This window comes from Pseudomonas sp. URMO17WK12:I11, assembly GCF_007677725.1.
GTDB lineage: Bacteria > Pseudomonadota > Gammaproteobacteria > Pseudomonadales > Pseudomonadaceae > Aquipseudomonas.
On the sequence record NZ_VEDF01000002.1, the window covers coordinates 63489 to 79723 of the forward strand.

Consider the following 16235-nt stretch of genomic DNA (forward strand, 5'->3'; position numbering starts at 1 on the left):
CCGATGTCCCCTGCCGAGTTCGAGCAGGCCCTGCGCGCCAAAGGCGCCTTTTATCACATTCATCATCCGTATCATGTGGCGATGTACGAGGGGCGTGCGACCCGCGAGCAGATCCAGGGTTGGGTCGCCAATCGCTTCTACTATCAGGTCAACATCCCGCTCAAGGATGCCGCGATTCTCGCCAACTGCCCGGACCGTGAAGTGCGCCGGGAGTGGATTCAACGCCTGCTCGACCACGACGGCGCGCCGGGTGAAGATGGCGGCATCGAAGCCTGGTTGCGCCTCGGCCAGGCAGTGGGCCTCGAGCCCGAGCAGCTGCGCTCGCAAGAACTGGTATTGCCAGGCGTGCGCTTTGCCGTGGACGCCTATGTCAACTTCGCCCGTCGCGCCAATTGGCAGGAAGCGGCCAGCAGCTCGCTGACCGAGCTGTTCGCGCCGCAGATCCACCAGTCGCGCCTGGACAGCTGGCCGCAACACTATCCGTGGATCGACCCTGCCGGCTACGAGTACTTCCGCACCCGCCTGGGCCAGGCGCGGCGTGACGTCGAGCACGGTCTGGCGATCACCTTGCAGCACTACACCACCCGCGCCGGCCAGGAGCGTATGCTGGAGATCCTGCAGTTCAAGCTGGATATTCTCTGGAGCATGCTCGATGCCATGAGCATGGCCTACGAACTGCACCGCCCGCCTTATCACACCGTCACCCAGCAACGGGTATGGCACAAGGGGATTGCGCTATGAGCTTCGACCGTAAACAAGTGCCGAGCTGGCGCCCCGGCTACCGCTTTCAGTACGAGCCGGCGCAGCAAGGCCATGTGCTGCTGTACCCCGAGGGCATGATCAAGCTCAACGACAGCGCCGGCCTGATCGGTGGGCTGATCGACGGCAAGCGCGACGTGGCGGCGATCATCGCCGATCTGCAAGGGCAGTTCCCCGAGGTGCCGGAAGTCGCTGACGACATCGAGCAATTCATGGAGGTGGCCCGTGCCGAGCACTGGATCACCCTCGCCTGAGGTTCCGGTCGGCCTGCCGCTGTGGCTGCTGGCCGAGCTGACCTACCGCTGCCCGCTGCAGTGCCCGTATTGCTCCAACCCGCTGGACTTCGCCGCCCAGGGCCAGGAGCTGAGCACCGCGCAGTGGTTCAAGGTGATGGCCGAAGCCCGCGAAATGGGCGCGGCGCAGATTGGCTTCTCGGGGGGCGAGCCGCTGGTGCGCCAGGACCTTGCCGAGTTGATCGGCGAAGCCCGCCGCCTGGGTTTCTACACCAATCTGATCACCTCGGGGATCGGCCTCACCGAAGCGCGCATCGCCGACTTCAAGGCGGCCGGGCTGGAACATATCCAGATCAGCTTCCAGGCCAGCGACGAGCAGGTCAACAACTTGCTGGCAGGCTCGAAGAAGGCCTTCGCGCAGAAGCTGGCCATGGCCCGGGCGGTGAAAGCCCACGGTTACCCGATGGTGCTGAACTTCGTCACCCATCGGCACAACATCGACAAGATCGACCGCATCATCGAGCTGTGCATCGCCCTCGAAGCGGATTTCGTCGAACTCGCCACCTGTCAGTTCTACGGCTGGGCGCACCTCAATCGCCTGGGCCTGCTGCCCACCCGCGAGCAGCTCGAGCGCGCCGAGCAGGTCACCAACGAGTACCGTGCCAAGCTCAAGGCAGCGGGCAGCCCTTGCAAGTTGATCTTCGTCACCCCCGACTATTACGAGGAACGGCCCAAGGCCTGCATGAACGGCTGGGGCAGTCTGTTCCTGACCATCACCCCCGACGGCACCGCCCTGCCCTGCCACGGCGCGCGCCAGTTGCCGGTGCAGTTTCCCAACGTCCGTGATCATGATCTGCGGCACATCTGGTACGACTCGTTCGGTTTCAACCGTTTCCGCGGTTATGACTGGATGCCCGAGCCGTGCCGCTCGTGCGACGAAAAGGAAAAGGACTTCGGCGGTTGCCGCTGTCAGGCCTTCATGCTCACCGGCGATGCCAGCAAGGCCGACCCGGTGTGCGCCAAGTCGCCCGACCACGGCATCATCCTTGAGGCTCGCGAGCAGGCGCAAACCGCCGATCTCGCCATTGAACAGATGACCTTCCGCAATGAGCGAAACTCCCGTGTCATCGCCCGCGGCTGAGTTCAGCGCCGCCCAGGCCGTCGCTGCCGGCACCGACTTCGCCGAGCTCAAGCTCAGTGCCGATGGCCTGTTCTGGGTCGAATTCCGACCTGCCGACGGCGCCTGTCGCATCTGGCACTGGCAGCAGCAGCAGGCGCGCTGCCTGACCCCTGACGGCTTCAGTGTGCGCAGCCGCGTCTATGAATATGGCGGCGGCAGCTTCTGCCTGGGTGGCGATGGGGTAGTGTTCGTCAACGAAAGTGACCAACAGCTCTACACTCAGCCGCTCGACGGCGCACCGCCACGCGCACTGACCGCGCGCAGCGACTGCCGCTACGGCGATGTGCAATGGCACGACGGCAGGGTTCTAGCCGTGGAAGAGTGCCATGGCGAGCAGGTCGCGCATCGCCTGGTGGCCATCGCTCAAGGCGCCCGTGAGGTGCTGGCCGAGGGCGCCGACTTCTACGCGGCACCGACCGTCAGCAGCGATGGCCAGCGCCTGGCCTGGATCGAATGGGACCGCCCGGCGCAGCCCTGGACCGTGACCCGGCTGATGTGCCGGCTGCGCGATAGCCATGGGCGCTGGGGTGCCAGCGAGTGCATCGCGGCTGCCGACGAGTCCCTGCAGCAGCCGCGCTTCGACCACGAGAGCCGGTTGTATTGCCTGTCGGACCGCAACGGCTTTTGGCAGCCATGGGGCGAGGTCGACGGCCGCTGGCAAGCGCTGCCTGCCGAGCTCGCCGACCACGCCGCGGCGCCTTGGCAAATGGGTGCGAGCACTTGGCTGGCAGCAGGTCCGCGAGACTACCTGGCCACGTGGTTCGTCGATGGCGTCGGGCAGCTGGGGCTGCGCGACGCCGACGGACGCGTGGTGCAGTATGCCAGCGCCTACACTCGCTTTCGCAGCCTGGCGGCCGATGACGCGCATATCTACGCCATCGCCGCATCGCCGATCAGCCCGCCGGCAGTCATCCGCATCGGCCGTGCTAGCCACGAAGTCAGCGTCCTTGCCGGTGGCGCCGAGGTGCTGCCCGCCGGCCGCATCAGCCTGCCGCAGCCGCTGTGCTACCCAAGCGCAGGCGCCTTGGCACACGGTTTCTTCTACCCCGCAGCGGCCAGCGACGGCCCCACGCCCTTGGTGGTGTTCATCCATGGGGGCCCGACCTCAGCCTGTTACCCGGTGCTCGATCCACGCATCCAGTTCTGGACCCAGCGCGGCTTCGCCGTCGCTGATCTGAATTACCGCGGCAGCACTGGCTATGGACGAGCCTATCGCCAGGCGCTGCACCTGCAGTGGGGTGTGAGCGATGTCGAGGATGCGTGCGCCGTGGTCGAGCACCTGGGCGCACGGGGGTTGATCGACCCAAGCAAAGCCTTCGTTCGCGGTGGCAGTGCTGGCGGTTACACTACCCTGTGCGCCCTTGCCTTCAGCCAGGTATTTCGCGCTGGTGCCAGCCTGTACGGGGTCAGCGATCCACTTTCCCTGGCCAAGGCTACACACAAGTTCGAAGGGGATTACCTGGACTGGCTGATCGGCGACCCGCAGCAGGATGCCGAGCGCTATCGTCAGCGCACGCCGCTGCTGCATGCAGCGCGGATCCAGGTGCCGGTGATTTTCTTCCAAGGTGAGTTGGACGCAGTGGTAGTCCCTGAGCAGACCCGCTCGATGCTGACGGCGTTACAGGCCAATGGCATCGAGGCAGAAGGGCATTTCTACCCTGAGGAGCGGCATGGCTTTCGCAAGGCTGTGAACCTGGCCGATGCGCTGGAACGCGAGTGGAAATTCTACTGGCGCGTGCTGCGCCAGTGAGGTACGCGGGCAAGTCAGCTTGCCCGCTAGCGGTCAAACCCAGATCTAGCGTTTGGCGATGATGTACACCGCATGAATGATGCCTGGGATATAGCCCAGCAAGGTCAGCAGAATATTCAGCCAGAAGGCCCCGCCAAACCCTACCTGCAGAAACACGCCCAATGGCGGAAGAATGATGGCGATGATGATGCGAATGAAGTCCATGGGGCTCTCTCCTGTAGGGGTTACAACAGAGACTCGCCGCGCCGTGCAGAGGTTCCACAGGCAAAAAAACGCCCCTGGCCAAATGAAACAGGCCCGGGGCGATGCGCAATAACGCCAGACGGTTCGTAGAAAGCTTTGATCAGGCCGGCATGTCGCGCCGGGCCTGTTGCAGGGTGTGCAGCCGGGCGAAGGCACGGGCCAGGCGCAGCAGCATCTCGTCGATGTTGCCCTTGCTCACCGTCAACGCCGGTGAGAAGCGCAGTACGTCGGACTGCACGGCATTGAGCAGCAGGCCTTCGTGCATGGCTGCATCGACCAGGGCGGGGGCCAGGTTGTCCTGAAGCTGCATTGCCCACAGCAGGCCCTGGCCGCGTACCTCGCCCTGGCCGTAGCGGCCGGCCAGACGGCTCAAGCCGTCACGCAAATGGCGGCCGCTGTCCTGCACACGCTCGAAGAAGCCTGGCTCGAGAACCGTGTCCAGCACTGCCAGGCCCGCAGCGCTCATCAGGGCATTGCCATGGTGGCTGCCCTGCAGCTCGCCAGGCTCGGCGCAGCAGGCGTTGCCGCGGGCCAGCAGGGCCGCCAGCGGCACGCCACCGCCCAAGCCCTTGCCGAGGGTGATGATGTCGGCCCGCACGCCGTAGCTATGCTCGGCCAGCAGCGCACCGCAACGGCCGATAGCGGTCTGCACTTCATCGAGGATCAACAGGATGCCCAATTCGCGGCAGAGCTTTGCCACCCCCTGAAGGTACTCGCGGGTCGCTGGAATCACGCCGGCTTCGCCCTGGATCGGTTCGAGCATGATCGCCACGGTGCGCGAGTCGACCTCGGCATGCAGCGCTGCCAGGTCATTGAACGGCACCTTGCTGAAACCCGGCAAGCCAGGCTCGCAGCGCTTGCACGGCAGCGGATCGGAGGCCGAGAGCGCACCCAGGCTGCGGCCATGGCAGGCTTGGCTGGCAGTGATGATGTGATAGGCGCCATTGCGGTGCAGTTGACCCCACTTGCGCGCCAGCTTTATTGCCCCTTCACAAGCCTCGGCGCCGCTGTTGAGCAGGTAGGCCTGATCGCTGCCGGTGCTTTGGCAGAGGCGCTCGACCAAGGTCAGCAGCTCGCGGTTGAGGTAGCCGGCGCCAGGGTTGATCAACGCCTGGGCTTGCTCGCTCAACGCCTTGCTCAGTACGGCCGGGCTGTGGCCAAGGCTGTTGACTGCGCCGCCCTGATTGAAATCCAGATAAGCATGCCCGGCATCGTCCCACAACCACGAGCCCTGACCGCGTACGAACACCTGCGCTTGGCGCTCGGCACCGGCCAGCAGGCGCTGGGCCGGGTATGACGGCGTCGCCACGGGGCTCACAGGCGCGCGCCGAGCCTCGGCCACGGTAACGGCAGCCGAACGGCGCAGTCTGAACAGGTTCATCGAAGCTCCAAACTCACGGTAGGGGTAACCAAGGCCCGGTCTTGGCGCCGGCGCTGATTAATTCTGTCTTGCCTATCAAAAGAGCGTTGTCGAATCGGTAACGAACAGCCGGGTCTAACGCTGTAACCCATTGGAATACGGCGATAGACTAGGGCGCAGCGGCTCACGCGGCCATTTCGATTTCCCAGCTTTTTCAATAAGTATCAGTTATGGATTTCCGCCAACTGCGTTATTTCGTCGCGGTCTATGAAGAAGGCCACGTGGGCCGTGCCGCCGAGCGTCTATCACTGTCGCAACCAGCGCTTTCCCAACAGATCCGCCAGCTGGAACATGGGTTGGACCTCAGCCTCTTCGAGCGCAGCAACAAGCGCCTGTTACCGACCTTGGCGGCCCATACCCTGTACAACCACGCGGTGCCTCTGCTCGATGGCCTGCAACGTGCCCATGAAGCCATGCGCAACTTCAAGGGCCAGTCACTGCGCACCCTGGCCATCGGCGTGCTGCAAACGGTAAGGCCGAGCCTGGTGCCGCAGTTACTTGAACGCGTGCGCAAGGCGCAACCGCATCTGGTGGTGCAGATCTACGAGTTGTCGGGGCTTGAAATCGAACGGCGCCTGCTCAGCGGCAACCTCGACATCGGCATCAGTTACCTGCCCCCGCGCCAGCCGGGGCTGCATGGACTGCTGCTGTACGAAGACGAGTTGCAGCTGGTCATCCCCGACGATCATCCCTTGAAGGACTTCAAAAAGGTCTCGATTCGCCAGGCGGCCGAATTACCGATGTTGATGCTGGGCGAGGAATTTCAGATCCGGCAGATCTGGAAAGAACAGCTGGCCAGCCAGGGCCGCCGGCCACAGGTGCAGGCAGAGATGAACAACATGGCAGGTATTCTCGACAGCCTGTCGCATACGGCGCTGGCGACTATCCTGCCCGGCCGGGCCAAGGATGCCGCTGAAGATGACCAGGGCTTGTTGTGGAAACCGCTGAGCGAGCCGCGCGTGCCGCTGCAAGTGGGCTTGGTGTTTCGTGACGCACAGCGTCAGCAGGCCTCGGTCGAGTTGCTGCGCACCTTGCTGGAGGAAGAAACCCACACCCGGTCGCCCAGTGCGCCAGCGCGCGACGTGCCTGGCTGAAGCGCAGACGAAGAAAACCCCGCCGAAGCGGGGTTCTCTAGACTGTTTCCCTATGACATCCCTATCGCCCCGCCTTCCTGGCAGGAAATCCTTCGTTGTCCCTGTTCTGTCCTTTGCGCTTCCTGCGCAACGTCCATGTGAGAAAGATTAACCGTGGATCCAATCTGACACCAGTGGCGAAAAGTCACCACGCAGTGTAGGAAAAAGCTTACAAACAGCAGCCATTCACAAACGCCTTCAGAACTGCTCGGCCGCTAGCAGATACAGCGACTCGCTGCCCGCCTGTACCGATGCGGCCAGGGACGTCACGCGCGGCAACAGGCGCGCGTAATAGAACCGTGCCGTGCCCAATTTGGCCGAGTAGAACGCCTCATCGCCCTGGCCAGCCAATGCGGCGCGTGCCATCAATGCCCACATGTAGGCGTAAGCCACATAGCCGAAGGCGTGCAGGTATTCCACCGAGGCCGCGCCGATTTCGTTCGGGTTGCCCTTGGCCTGCTCCAGCACCCATTCGGTCAAGCCGTCGAGCTGATCGAGATAGCGGCCCAGGGGCGTTGCGAACTCTGTCATATCGCCATGGCAGGCGGCGATGAACTGGCGAATCTCGTCAGAGAACAGCCGGTAGAACGCACCACCGGAGGCCACCACCTTGCGCCCCATCAGGTCGAGCGCCTGGATGCCGTTGGTGCCTTCGTAGATCTGGGTGATACGCACATCGCGCACCAGTTGTTCCTGGCCCCACTCGCGGATGTAGCCATGACCGCCGAACACCTGCTGGCCGTGGACGGTGCATTCCAGGCCCAGGTCGGTGAGAAACGCCTTGGCCACGGGGGTCAACAGTGCCACCATCTCCTCGCTGCGCTTGCGCGTGGTGGCGTCTTCACTGAACTTGGCGCTGTCGAGCTGCATGGCGACATAGGTGGAAAACGCCCGACCGCCTTCGGTGAGCGCCTTCATGGTCAGCAGCATGCGCCGTACATCCGGGTGCACGATGATCGGGTCGGCAGCTTTTTCCTTGGCCTGTGGGCCGGTCGGTGCGCGGCTCTGCAAGCGCTCGCGGGCGTACTCCACCGCGTTCTGATAAGAGCGCTCGGCCGACGCCAGGCCTTGAATGCCAACCCCCAGGCGCTCGTAGTTCATCATGGTGAACATCGCCGCCAGGCCCTTGTTCGGCTCGCCCACCAGGTAGCCGACCGCGTCGTCGAAGTTCATCACGCAGGTGGCCGAGGCCTGGATACCCATCTTGTGCTCGATCGAGCCGCAGTTCGCCGGGTTGCGTGCACCGAGGCTGCCATCATCATTGACGTGGAATTTCGGCACCAGGAACAGCGAGATGCCTTTGGGGCCAGCCGGTGCATCCGGCAGCTTGGCCAGCACCAGGTGGATGATGTTCTCGGTCAGGTCGTGCTCGCCGCCGGTGATGAAGATCTTGGTTCCCGTCACCTTGTAGCTGCCATCGGCCTGGGGTTCGGCTTTGGTGCGGATGATGCCCAGGTCGGTGCCCGCGTGCGGCTCGGTCAGGCACATGGAGCCGGCCCAGGCACCGGCATACATGTTGGGCAGGTATTTTTCCTTCAGCGCCTCACTGCCATGGGCATTGATCGACAAGCAGGCGCCCGCCGTCAGCATCGGGTACAGGCCAAAAGCCAGGCTGGCAGCGTTGACCATTTCCTCGACCTGGGCAGAAACCGCCTTGGGCATGCCCATGCCGCCGAACTGCGGATCACCGCCCACACCCACCCAACCGCCTTCGGCGTAAGTGGTGTAGGCCTCGATGAAGCCAGCCGGCGTGCGCACGGCGCCATTGTCCCAGTGGCAGCCTTCTTCGTCGGCCGCGCGGCTCAGCGGCGCAATGCTTTTGCTGGTGACCTTGCCGGCTTCTTCGAGCACCGCCAGGGCGGTTTCCACGTCGACCGCCTCAGCCAGCGCAGGCAACTGCGCCCACAGCTCGGCCACGTTGAAGACTTCATTCAGTACGAAGCGCATGTCGCGCAGGGGCGCTTTATAGTCAGCCATGACAACCTCTCGCTGGTCGGGTCAGGCGGTCGATGGACCGCGGCACTGGGCAGGGGCTCGGGTCGCTGACCCGGCATTGAATCCAGTGTAACCGAACAACTTTTGCGAGACATAGGGTCATCACGTGACCTATCAGTCAAGCCCGGTCACGCCATCCTTACCGCTCCGCGCTGGGCTTGGCGGCCGTGAACCATGACGCAATTGCGCCCCGCGCTCTTGGCGCTATACAGCGCCTGGTCGGCGGATTTGAGCACTTGCTCGGGATTGCGATGGTCCGACTGCCGCTCGGCGACGCCAATGCTGATGGTGACCGAAACCGTACCGCTGGCGCTGCCGCTGCGGCGCTGGCGGCCGGCGCTGTCATCTTGCGGGCGGCTGTTCTGATCGCGCAGGTGCATGGTGTAGTTGGCGATCATCTCGCGCACCGCTTCGACATGCGGCACGCACTCCTCAGCCGTCTTGCCGGCGAACACCAGGGCGAACTCCTCGCCGCCGTAACGGTAGGCGCGCCCGCCGCCGGTGACCTTGGACAGGCGGCTGGCGACCAGGCGCAGCACTTGGTCACCGACATCATGGCCATGGGTATCGTTGAATTTCTTGAAGTGGTCGACATCGGTCATGGCGATCACATAGTTGCGCCCCAATCGCTGCATGCGTTCGTTCAGGGCGCGGCGGCCGGGCAAGCCGGTCAACTCGTCACGAAACGCCATCTGGTAGGCCTCATGGGACACCGCCGCCGCGATCATCAGCATGACCTGGCTGCACATGATGTTCAGGGTGAACGGCAGGATGAAGGTCTTGGGCAACATCCAGAAGATCCCGACCAGGCCGATCAACTGTGCCGCATGCAACGGCCGGGGTTCGCGCAGGTACTGCACGATCAGCAGGACGAAGATCAGCAGAAACAGCGGGTAGGCCATCTGGATCAGGCTCATCCACTGGCCGTGCAGGGACGGCCAGCGAATCTCGGCCAGCCAGGCCAGCAACGCATCCGGGTAGCTCTGCTCGAGCGCCACGGCCACCCCGCCGACGGCGAACAGTACAGCGAAGCGGGCGAGCAGGTCCTGAGCCAGGTGGGTGCGTTCCTGCCAGGCGCCGAACAGGCCGTAGAGCGCGGGCAACAGCAGGCAGACCAGATGAAAGATCACCGCCGCATCCTCGCGCACACGGCCATTGTCGCGATAGAAATCGGTCTGGGTGTCGAGCAGGAAGTAAGCGATGTACACCGTGACCATCAAGAACAGTTCGCGCTGGCGGCGGTACACGGCGCAGTAGGCACCGCCCAACAGCAGCACCAAGGTCGGCAAGACATTGAACAGTGACGTGAAGAAGACGTTGAGGTCCCTCACGTAAGCCGCCGCAAGCCCGGCCAGCAGCAGAATCAGCGACGGCAGAAAGTGGCTTGCGCGTACAGCGTTTAGACGAAACAAGGGTAATCTCCGACCCTGTAGATCAATAATAGCATTGTGCCTCTACTTCATCGGCAGCACACGTGAATAGATGAGTGCATGGCTGGGTTAACGGCCGTCAACCCGTCTCGCTTGAGCTTTGTTGCGTGCAAAAAAAACGCCGCTCACAAGGAGCGGCGTTGATTCGAAGCCAACCTGCCGGGCTTAGTAGCCCAGGGCGAAGTCTTCTTCCTTCATGTCCATCAGGTTGTTTGCACCCGACAGCATGGTCGCCACATGGGCGCGGGTACGCGGCAGGATGCGCTGGAAGTAGAAGCGCGCGGTCTGCAGCTTGGCGGTGTAGAACGCTTCTTCGCTGGTGCCGGCCGCCAGTTTCTCGGCCGCCAGGCGCGCGATGTCGGCCCAGAAGTAGGCCAGGCAGGCGTAGCCGGAGTACATCACGTAATCCACCGAGGCCGCGCCCACTTCTTCGCGGTCTTTCATGGCCGCCATGCCCACTTTCATGGTCAGCTCGCCCCACTCCTTGTTCAGGGCGTTGAGCGGCGTGACAAATTCTCTGAGCGCCTCGTTGCCTTCCTGCGCCTGGCAGAACTTGTGCACGATCTTGGTGAAGCCCTTGAGCGCTTCACCCTGGGTCATCAGCACCTTGCGGCCGAGCAGGTCCAGCGCCTGGATGCCGGTCGTGCCTTCGTACAGCATGGAGATGCGGCTGTCGCGCACGTTCTGTTCCATGCCCCACTCGGCGATGAAACCATGGCCGCCATAGATCTGCACGCCGTGGTTGGCGGCTTCGAAGCCCACTTCGGTCATGAACGCCTTGGCGATCGGGGTGAGGAAGGCCAGCAGCGCGTCGGCTTTCTTGCGCTCTTCTTCATCCTGGCTGTACTTGACGATATCGACCTGCTTGGCAGTGAAGTACACCATGGCCCGGTTACCTTCGGCGAAGGCTTTCATGGTCAGCAGCATACGGCGCACGTCGGGGTGGACGATGATCGGGTCGGCGGCCTTGTCCGGGGCCTTGGGGCCGGTCAGCGAACGCATCTGCAAGCGATCGCGGGCATATTTCAAGCCGCCCTGGAAGGCCACTTCGGCGTGGGCCAGGCCCTGCAGGGCAGTACCCAGGCGCGCCGTGTTCATGAAGGTGAACATGCAGTTCAGGCCCTTGTTCGCTGGGCCAATCAGATAGCCGGTGGCAGCGTCGAAGTTCATCACGCAGGTCGCGTTGCCGTGGATGCCCATCTTGTGCTCGATCGAGCCACAGGTCACGCCATTGCGCTCACCTACGCCGCCTTCGGCATTGGGCAGGAACTTCGGCACGATGAACAGCGAGATCCCTTTGGTACCTGCCGGTGCATCGGGCAGGCGCGCCAGCACGATGTGCACGATATTGTCGGCCATGTCGTGTTCACCGGCCGAGATGAAAATCTTGGTGCCGGAAACCTTGTAGCTGCCGTCGGCCTGCGGCTCGGCCTTGGTACGCAGCATGCCGAGGTCGGTGCCGCAGTGTGGCTCGGTCAGGCACATGGTGCCGGTCCACTCACCGGAAACCAGCTTGGTCAGGTAGGTGTGCTGCTGTTCGTCGGTACCGTGGGCGGAGATGGTGTTCATCGCGCCATGGGACAGGCCTGGGTACATGCCCCACGACCAGTTCGAGCCGCCGACCATTTCGCTCAGGGCCAGGCCCAGCGATTCTGGCAGGCCTTGGCCGCCATGCTCGACGTCATGGGCCAGGCTTGGCCAGCCACCCTCGACGAACTGCTGGTAGGCCTCCTTGAAGCCGGTAGGGGTTTTCACCCCCGACTCGCTCCAGGTGCAGCCTTCCTGGTCACCGACACGGTTCAGTGGCGCCAGCACCTGCTCACAGAATTTCGCGCCTTCTTCCAGGATGGCGTCAACCATGTCGGGGGTGGCGTCCTGACAACCCGGCAGGCTCTGATAATGCGCCTCGTAGCCGAGCAGCTCGTCGCGCACGAAACGAATATCACGCAAGGGGGCTTTGTAATCAGGCATTGCGATGAACCTCTGTGATGAGTTCGGTAAGGGGCCGCTGATACCGACCAGCTCTTGAGTGGCTTTCGGTCAAACAGTTGTTTGAAACTTACGTTTAGCACCGCCCGATGTCAAGCAGGGACTATGGTGCCATTTATGCTGCGCAAGAGGGCATTTCTGCCAGCGTCGCCAAGCGGCCGGCAATAGCCAGAGATGAGCGCGCTAGCCGGCAAACGCCTAGGCGCAAGACGCCATCGGCATCCGTGCTAGGGCATTTACAGGCAAACGCGCTGCGGCAAGAGAAACTGAGAGCTGATCGGGTTCAGGCGTAGGTGTCGATGAAACGACCGAGCATTTCGTCGGAAGCCTTGGCAGCTTTGACACCAATCTCTACCTGGGCTTTGCCCAAGGCCAGCTCGACGGTGCTGGTGGCAAGGTCCATCTGCTGGCTGCGGTCGACACCGCGCAGGCGTTCTGCCTGGAAGTCGCTGGACTGGCTGGTGGCGGCGCGTTCGACCGACGCGTTGGCGATCTGGCCGGCGGCCTGATCGACGCGGTTCTGGCCGTTGTAGATCGCGTTGAGGCCCGCGTGATACGCGATGCTGCCGGTGATTTCCATGTCACAACTCCAATGCATCTGGATGGGAACAGGAGCCAATTAAAACAGGCCTGGGTCGAAAAGGCCCGTTTAAATCCCTAATGGCACCTTGCTACCTGATAGGCCACAGGTATTTCTGCGCTGCTCAATCGAGCAGGTCGAGTTGCAGGAACGCCGCCACGGCGTCTGCCGATGCTTGTCTGAGCTTGGGCACACGACCCAGGCACGGCGCCGGCAGCCGCTCTGCCAGGCTGGCCAGGTTCTCTTCAAGGCGCGAGGTTTTCGGTTCGATGATGTTCGCCACCCAACCGGCCAGTTGCAGCCCGTCGCGAGCAATCGCCTCGGCGCTGAGCAGCGCATGGTTGATACAGCCAAGGCGCACGCCCACCACCAGAATCACCGGCAGCTGCAAGGCAATGGCGAGGTCCGACAGATTGGCATGATTGGACAGCGGTACACGCCAACCGCCTGCGCCTTCGATCAGGGTGAAGTCCGCTTGCTGTGCGAGCACGTGCCCCATGGCCTTGGCCAGCGCCGCGACCTCCAGCGCGATACCGGCCTCGCGGGCTGCCACGTGGGGCGCGATGGCCGGCTCGAAGGCGAACGGGTTGATCTGTTCGTAGCTCAGCTTGATCGAGCTCTCATCGATCAATGCCTGGGCATCGCTGTTGCGCAGTCCCTTGGCGGTCATCGTGCAACCCGAGGCCACCGGCTTGGCGCCCAGGGTGCTCAGCCCTTGAACGCGTGCGGCGTGCAGCAGCCCGGCGGCGATGGTGGTCTTGCCCACGTCGGTGTCGGTCCCGGCGATGAAATAGGCCTGGCTCATGTCGCTCCTCTCATGCCTGTGGCTTGCGCAGCACACCATAGACCACTTGGTAGGTAGCCGGCAGCCCCTGAGGCTGGCGAAACGCTTCGTAGGCTTGCATCAGGCCCAGCATGCGCGCCCGGCCGGTCAGACCCGCCGGCCGGCCAGGGTTGAGGTTGTGAGCGCCGAGGGCCTTGAGTTCATGGGTCAGGCTGCGCACGTCGGGGTAGTAAAGCACCTGCGCCTCACGCCGCAGAACGAGCGTCTGCAGGCCACTGGCCGCGCACAGGCGCTGATAGTCTTCGAAGCGGCGGAAACGATTGACATGCACCAGGCCATCGACCGCCTGCCAACTGGCCCGCAGTTCATCCAGGGTACCGACACACAGGCTGCTGAATGCCAGTACCCCACCTGGACGCAAGACCCGTTGGGCTTCGTCGAGCACTGCCGCGAGCTGGTCGCACCATTGCACGGCCAGGCTGCTGAACACCAGGTCGACGCAGGCTGCCCGCAGCGGCAGACGCTCGGCGTCGCCGGCCACATGGTGGCGAGCGCCGCCGCGCCGGTTGCGGGCGTGATGCAACATGCCCTCGGCGATGTCTAGCGCAACGCCGCAGGCCTGGTCGAAGCGCTCATCCAGTACGCGGCTGAAATGCCCGGTGCCGCTGCCCAGGTCGAGCCAGCGCTGCGGTGCCAGGTCGCCAGGCAACTGCTCCAGCAGGCTGATACCGACCGCGCGCTGCAAGGCAGCGACGCTGTCATAACTGGCGGCTGCCCGGGAAAACGAAGCCGCCACCTGGCGCTTGTCCGGCAGGCTGCCAGGCAGGGTCGGACGGGATAGATCAGTCATCGCCACTCTCATGCAGGAAATTCTTGATGCCCGCCGCCAGCTCCTGGGGATACTCCAACAGGAAAGCGTGGGAACTGTCTTCGACCAGCCCGACCTCGACGTCCGGCAGCAGCTCGCTCAAGGCCTTGGCCGCCTCCGCCGGCACCAGCGCGTCGCTGCCGGCAAACAGATGCAACTGCGGCCCGGCATAGGCCTGCAAGGCATCGCGGGTGTCGAGCCTGGCCAGCACCTCGAGCCCCGTGCCCAGGTACAGCGGGTCGGTGTCGGGCACCCCGATGCCCAACTGACGCAGGAGCGTGCGCGGTTGCAAGGCGCCGTCGCTGCACAAACTGCGAAAACGCTTGAGGGTCACCGAGGTATGGCTGCGGCAGCCGTCGACAAACGTGCCGAAGGTATCTTCGGCCATGCCGTGCGGCCAGTCGCTGCGGGCAACGAAGCTTGGGTTGCTGGCCAGGGTGAGCAGGCCGCAGCAATGATCGCCACGCTTGCGTGCCAGCTCGCTGGCCAGCATGCCGCCGAACGACCAGCCGCCCAGCCAGGCATCGCTGGGCAACGTGCGGTCCAGGTAGTCGACCCACGCCTGCACATCGGCGTCGGCCAGTTCCGGCAACGCCGCCAGCTCGACCTGCAGGCGCGGATCTTGTGCGCGCAAGCTGGCGGCCAATGGCTCGAGGGCGGCGCTGCCCAGCCCCCAGCCGGGTAGAAGGATCAAACGATTACGCATCGGCGGCCTCCAGTTGTGGATAACACTCGGCCAATGCATTCAACAATAGCTGCACCTGCGCCTCGCTGTGCGCTGCACTGAGGGTCACGCGCAAACGCGCACCACCAACCGGCACGGTCGGCGGACGAATGGCGGTCACCAGCAGCCCGCGCTTGCGCAGCAACTGCGAGAGCTTCAGGGCCTTGGCGCTGTCACCGATCAGGATCGGCTGGATCGCCGTCGGGCTGTCCATCAGCGCAAGCCCCAGGCGCGCCGCGCCCTCGCGAAATTGCCCGATCAACCCGGCCAGATGCTCGCGGCGCCAGGTTTCGCGGCGCAGCAGCTCGAGGCTCTTGAGGGTGGCGCAGGCCAGCGCCGGCGGTTGGCTGGTGGTGTAGATGTACGGCCGGGCGAATTGCACCAGCGCCTCGATCAGCTCTTCGCTGCCGGCGACGAAGGCGCCAGCGGTGCCACACGCCTTGCCCAGGGTGCCGATCAGCACCGGCACGTCATCGATACCCAGGCCGAAGTGCTCGACGATGCCTGCGCCCTGCGCACCCAGGGTGCCGAAGCCGTGAGCGTCGTCGACCATCAGCCAGGCACCACGCGCTCGCGCCACAGCGGCCAAGCCCGGCAGGTCGGCAAGATCGCCGTCCATGCTGAACACCCCATCGCTCACCACCAGGGTATTGCCGCAGGCTTTTTCCAGTCGCTTGGCCAGGCTGCTCGGGTCATTGTGCAGGTAGCGGCTGAACCGCGCGCCGCTGAGCAATCCGCCGTCGAGCAGCGAGGCATGATTCAGGCGATCCTGCAGCACCGTATCGCCCTGCCCCAGCAGGGCAGTGATCGCGCCGATGTTGGCCATGTAGCCGGTGGAAAACAGCAGCGCACGGGGGCGTCCGGTGAGCTCGGCCAGGGCTTCTTCCACGGCGTGGTGCGGCGCGCTGTGACCGATCACCAGATGCGAGGCGCCGCCACCGACGCCCCAGCGCGCGGCACCGTCCTGCCAGGCCGCGATCACCTGCGGGTGGTTGGCCAGGCCCAGATAGTCGTTGCTGCAAAACGCCAACAGCGCCTGGCCATCGACCACCACCTCGGGGCCTTGCGGGCTCTGCAGCAGCGGTCGCTGCCGGTACAGGTCAGCCGCGCGCCGTTCGGCCAGGCGCGCGGCCAGATCGAAGGCCAT

15 protein-coding genes are annotated in these 16235 nt (G+C 64.1%); 5 read left to right on the top strand and 10 right to left on the bottom strand.

Going from position 1 to position 16235, the window contains the following annotated elements; genetic code table 11:
• Positions 1–3 precede the first annotated feature (3 nt).
• Genes pqqC through FS665_RS03595 form a run of 4 tightly spaced genes read left to right on the top strand, consistent with a single transcriptional unit; the run spans position 4 to position 3922 of the window.
• A complete protein-coding gene (gene pqqC / locus FS665_RS03580; RefSeq protein ID WP_178108296.1) occupies positions 4–741 on the top strand; it encodes a pyrroloquinoline-quinone synthase PqqC in 738 nt (245 codons plus the stop codon).
• On the top strand, positions 738–1013 hold the full coding sequence (pqqD, locus tag FS665_RS03585) for a pyrroloquinoline quinone biosynthesis peptide chaperone PqqD (protein WP_145183544.1): 276 nt from the start codon (positions 738–740) through the stop codon (positions 1011–1013). Before pqqC ends, pqqD begins: the two co-directional genes overlap by 4 nt.
• Complete coding sequence (gene pqqE, locus FS665_RS03590) at positions 985–2133, top strand: pyrroloquinoline quinone biosynthesis protein PqqE (protein WP_145183547.1); 1149 nt, start codon at positions 985–987, stop codon at positions 2131–2133. The genes pqqD and pqqE overlap by 29 nt, the downstream gene beginning before the upstream one ends.
• Complete coding sequence (locus FS665_RS03595; protein WP_145183549.1) at positions 2099–3922, top strand: S9 family peptidase; 1824 nt, start codon at positions 2099–2101, stop codon at positions 3920–3922. Before pqqE ends, FS665_RS03595 begins: the two co-directional genes overlap by 35 nt.
• 45 nt (positions 3923–3967) lie before the next feature.
• Here FS665_RS03595 and FS665_RS03600 read toward each other — a convergent pair whose 3' ends face one another.
• Together FS665_RS03600 and FS665_RS03605 are read right to left on the bottom strand one after the other, a co-directional pair.
• Positions 3968–4126, bottom strand: a complete 159-nt coding sequence (locus FS665_RS03600; RefSeq protein ID WP_145183552.1) for a YqaE/Pmp3 family membrane protein — start codon at positions 4124–4126, stop codon at positions 3968–3970.
• 139 nt (positions 4127–4265) lie between these two features.
• Positions 4266–5546: an aspartate aminotransferase family protein gene (locus tag FS665_RS03605; RefSeq protein WP_145183555.1), complete on the bottom strand. Its 1281-nt coding sequence runs from the start codon at positions 5544–5546 to the stop codon at positions 4266–4268.
• 209 nt (positions 5547–5755) lie between these two features.
• On the opposite strand from FS665_RS03605, the gene FS665_RS03610 reads away from it, so the two are divergent.
• Positions 5756–6679 carry a LysR family transcriptional regulator gene (locus tag FS665_RS03610; protein WP_145183558.1) on the top strand — a complete coding sequence of 308 codons (924 nt, stop codon included), beginning with the start codon at positions 5756–5758 and terminating at the stop codon, positions 6677–6679.
• Positions 6680–6916: 237 nt separating this feature from the next.
• On the opposite strand, the gene FS665_RS03615 is transcribed toward FS665_RS03610, so the two are convergent.
• The 8 genes from FS665_RS03615 to bioF all read right to left on the bottom strand — a co-directional run bounded on the left by FS665_RS03615 (position 6917) and on the right by bioF (position 16235).
• Entirely contained in the window at positions 6917–8695 is a 1779-nt protein-coding gene (locus FS665_RS03615) for an acyl-CoA dehydrogenase C-terminal domain-containing protein (RefSeq protein WP_145183561.1), read from the bottom strand.
• A 146-nt stretch (positions 8696–8841) separates the two neighbouring features.
• On the bottom strand, positions 8842–10125 hold the full coding sequence (locus FS665_RS03620) for a diguanylate cyclase (protein WP_145183564.1): 1284 nt from the start codon (positions 10123–10125) through the stop codon (positions 8842–8844).
• A 183-nt stretch (positions 10126–10308) separates the two neighbouring features.
• Entirely contained in the window at positions 10309–12114 is a 1806-nt protein-coding gene (locus tag FS665_RS03625) for a phenylacyl-CoA dehydrogenase (RefSeq protein WP_145183567.1), read from the bottom strand.
• A gap of 301 nt (positions 12115–12415) precedes the next feature.
• The gene (locus tag FS665_RS03630; protein WP_145183570.1) at positions 12416–12712 is read right to left on the bottom strand and encodes a pyrroloquinoline quinone biosynthesis protein PqqE; all 297 of its coding nucleotides are present in this window, start codon (positions 12710–12712) and stop codon (positions 12416–12418) included.
• A gap of 124 nt (positions 12713–12836) precedes the next feature.
• Positions 12837–13517 carry a dethiobiotin synthase gene (bioD, locus tag FS665_RS03635; RefSeq protein WP_145183573.1) on the bottom strand — a complete coding sequence of 227 codons (681 nt, stop codon included), beginning with the start codon at positions 13515–13517 and terminating at the stop codon, positions 12837–12839.
• Positions 13518–13527: 10 nt separating this feature from the next.
• Positions 13528–14346 carry a malonyl-ACP O-methyltransferase BioC gene (gene bioC, locus FS665_RS03640; RefSeq protein WP_145183576.1) on the bottom strand — a complete coding sequence of 273 codons (819 nt, stop codon included), beginning with the start codon at positions 14344–14346 and terminating at the stop codon, positions 13528–13530.
• On the bottom strand, positions 14339–15070 hold the full coding sequence (locus tag FS665_RS03645; protein ID WP_145183579.1) for an alpha/beta fold hydrolase: 732 nt from the start codon (positions 15068–15070) through the stop codon (positions 14339–14341). The genes bioC and FS665_RS03645 overlap by 8 nt, the downstream gene beginning before the upstream one ends.
• The gene (bioF, locus tag FS665_RS03650) at positions 15063–16235 is read right to left on the bottom strand and encodes an 8-amino-7-oxononanoate synthase (protein ID WP_145183582.1); all 1173 of its coding nucleotides are present in this window, start codon (positions 16233–16235) and stop codon (positions 15063–15065) included. The genes FS665_RS03645 and bioF overlap by 8 nt, the downstream gene beginning before the upstream one ends.

What these genes read in the sequence shown, in the direction of transcription:
- pqqC (WP_178108296.1), top strand. Translation starts at nt 4, where the DNA reads ATGTCCCCTGCCGAGTTCGAGCAGGCCCTGCGCGCCAAAGGCGCCTTT.
- pqqD (WP_145183544.1), top strand. Translation starts at nt 738, where the DNA reads ATGAGCTTCGACCGTAAACAAGTGCCGAGCTGGCGCCCCGGCTACCGC.
- FS665_RS03595 (WP_145183549.1), top strand. Translation starts at nt 2,099, where the DNA reads ATGAGCGAAACTCCCGTGTCATCGCCCGCGGCTGAGTTCAGCGCCGCC.
- FS665_RS03600 (WP_145183552.1), bottom strand. Translation starts at nt 4,126, where the DNA reads ATGGACTTCATTCGCATCATCATCGCCATCATTCTTCCGCCATTGGGC.
- FS665_RS03605 (WP_145183555.1), bottom strand. Translation starts at nt 5,546, where the DNA reads ATGAACCTGTTCAGACTGCGCCGTTCGGCTGCCGTTACCGTGGCCGAG.
- FS665_RS03610 (WP_145183558.1), top strand. Translation starts at nt 5,756, where the DNA reads ATGGATTTCCGCCAACTGCGTTATTTCGTCGCGGTCTATGAAGAAGGC.
- FS665_RS03615 (WP_145183561.1), bottom strand. Translation starts at nt 8,695, where the DNA reads ATGGCTGACTATAAAGCGCCCCTGCGCGACATGCGCTTCGTACTGAAT.
- FS665_RS03625 (WP_145183567.1), bottom strand. Translation starts at nt 12,114, where the DNA reads ATGCCTGATTACAAAGCCCCCTTGCGTGATATTCGTTTCGTGCGCGAC.
- FS665_RS03630 (WP_145183570.1), bottom strand. Translation starts at nt 12,712, where the DNA reads ATGGAAATCACCGGCAGCATCGCGTATCACGCGGGCCTCAACGCGATC.
- bioD (WP_145183573.1), bottom strand. Translation starts at nt 13,517, where the DNA reads ATGAGCCAGGCCTATTTCATCGCCGGGACCGACACCGACGTGGGCAAG.
- bioC (WP_145183576.1), bottom strand. Translation starts at nt 14,346, where the DNA reads ATGACTGATCTATCCCGTCCGACCCTGCCTGGCAGCCTGCCGGACAAG.
- FS665_RS03645 (WP_145183579.1), bottom strand. Translation starts at nt 15,070, where the DNA reads ATGCGTAATCGTTTGATCCTTCTACCCGGCTGGGGGCTGGGCAGCGCC.
- bioF (WP_145183582.1), bottom strand. Translation starts at nt 16,235, where the DNA reads ATGGCCTTCGATCTGGCCGCGCGCCTGGCCGAACGGCGCGCGGCTGAC.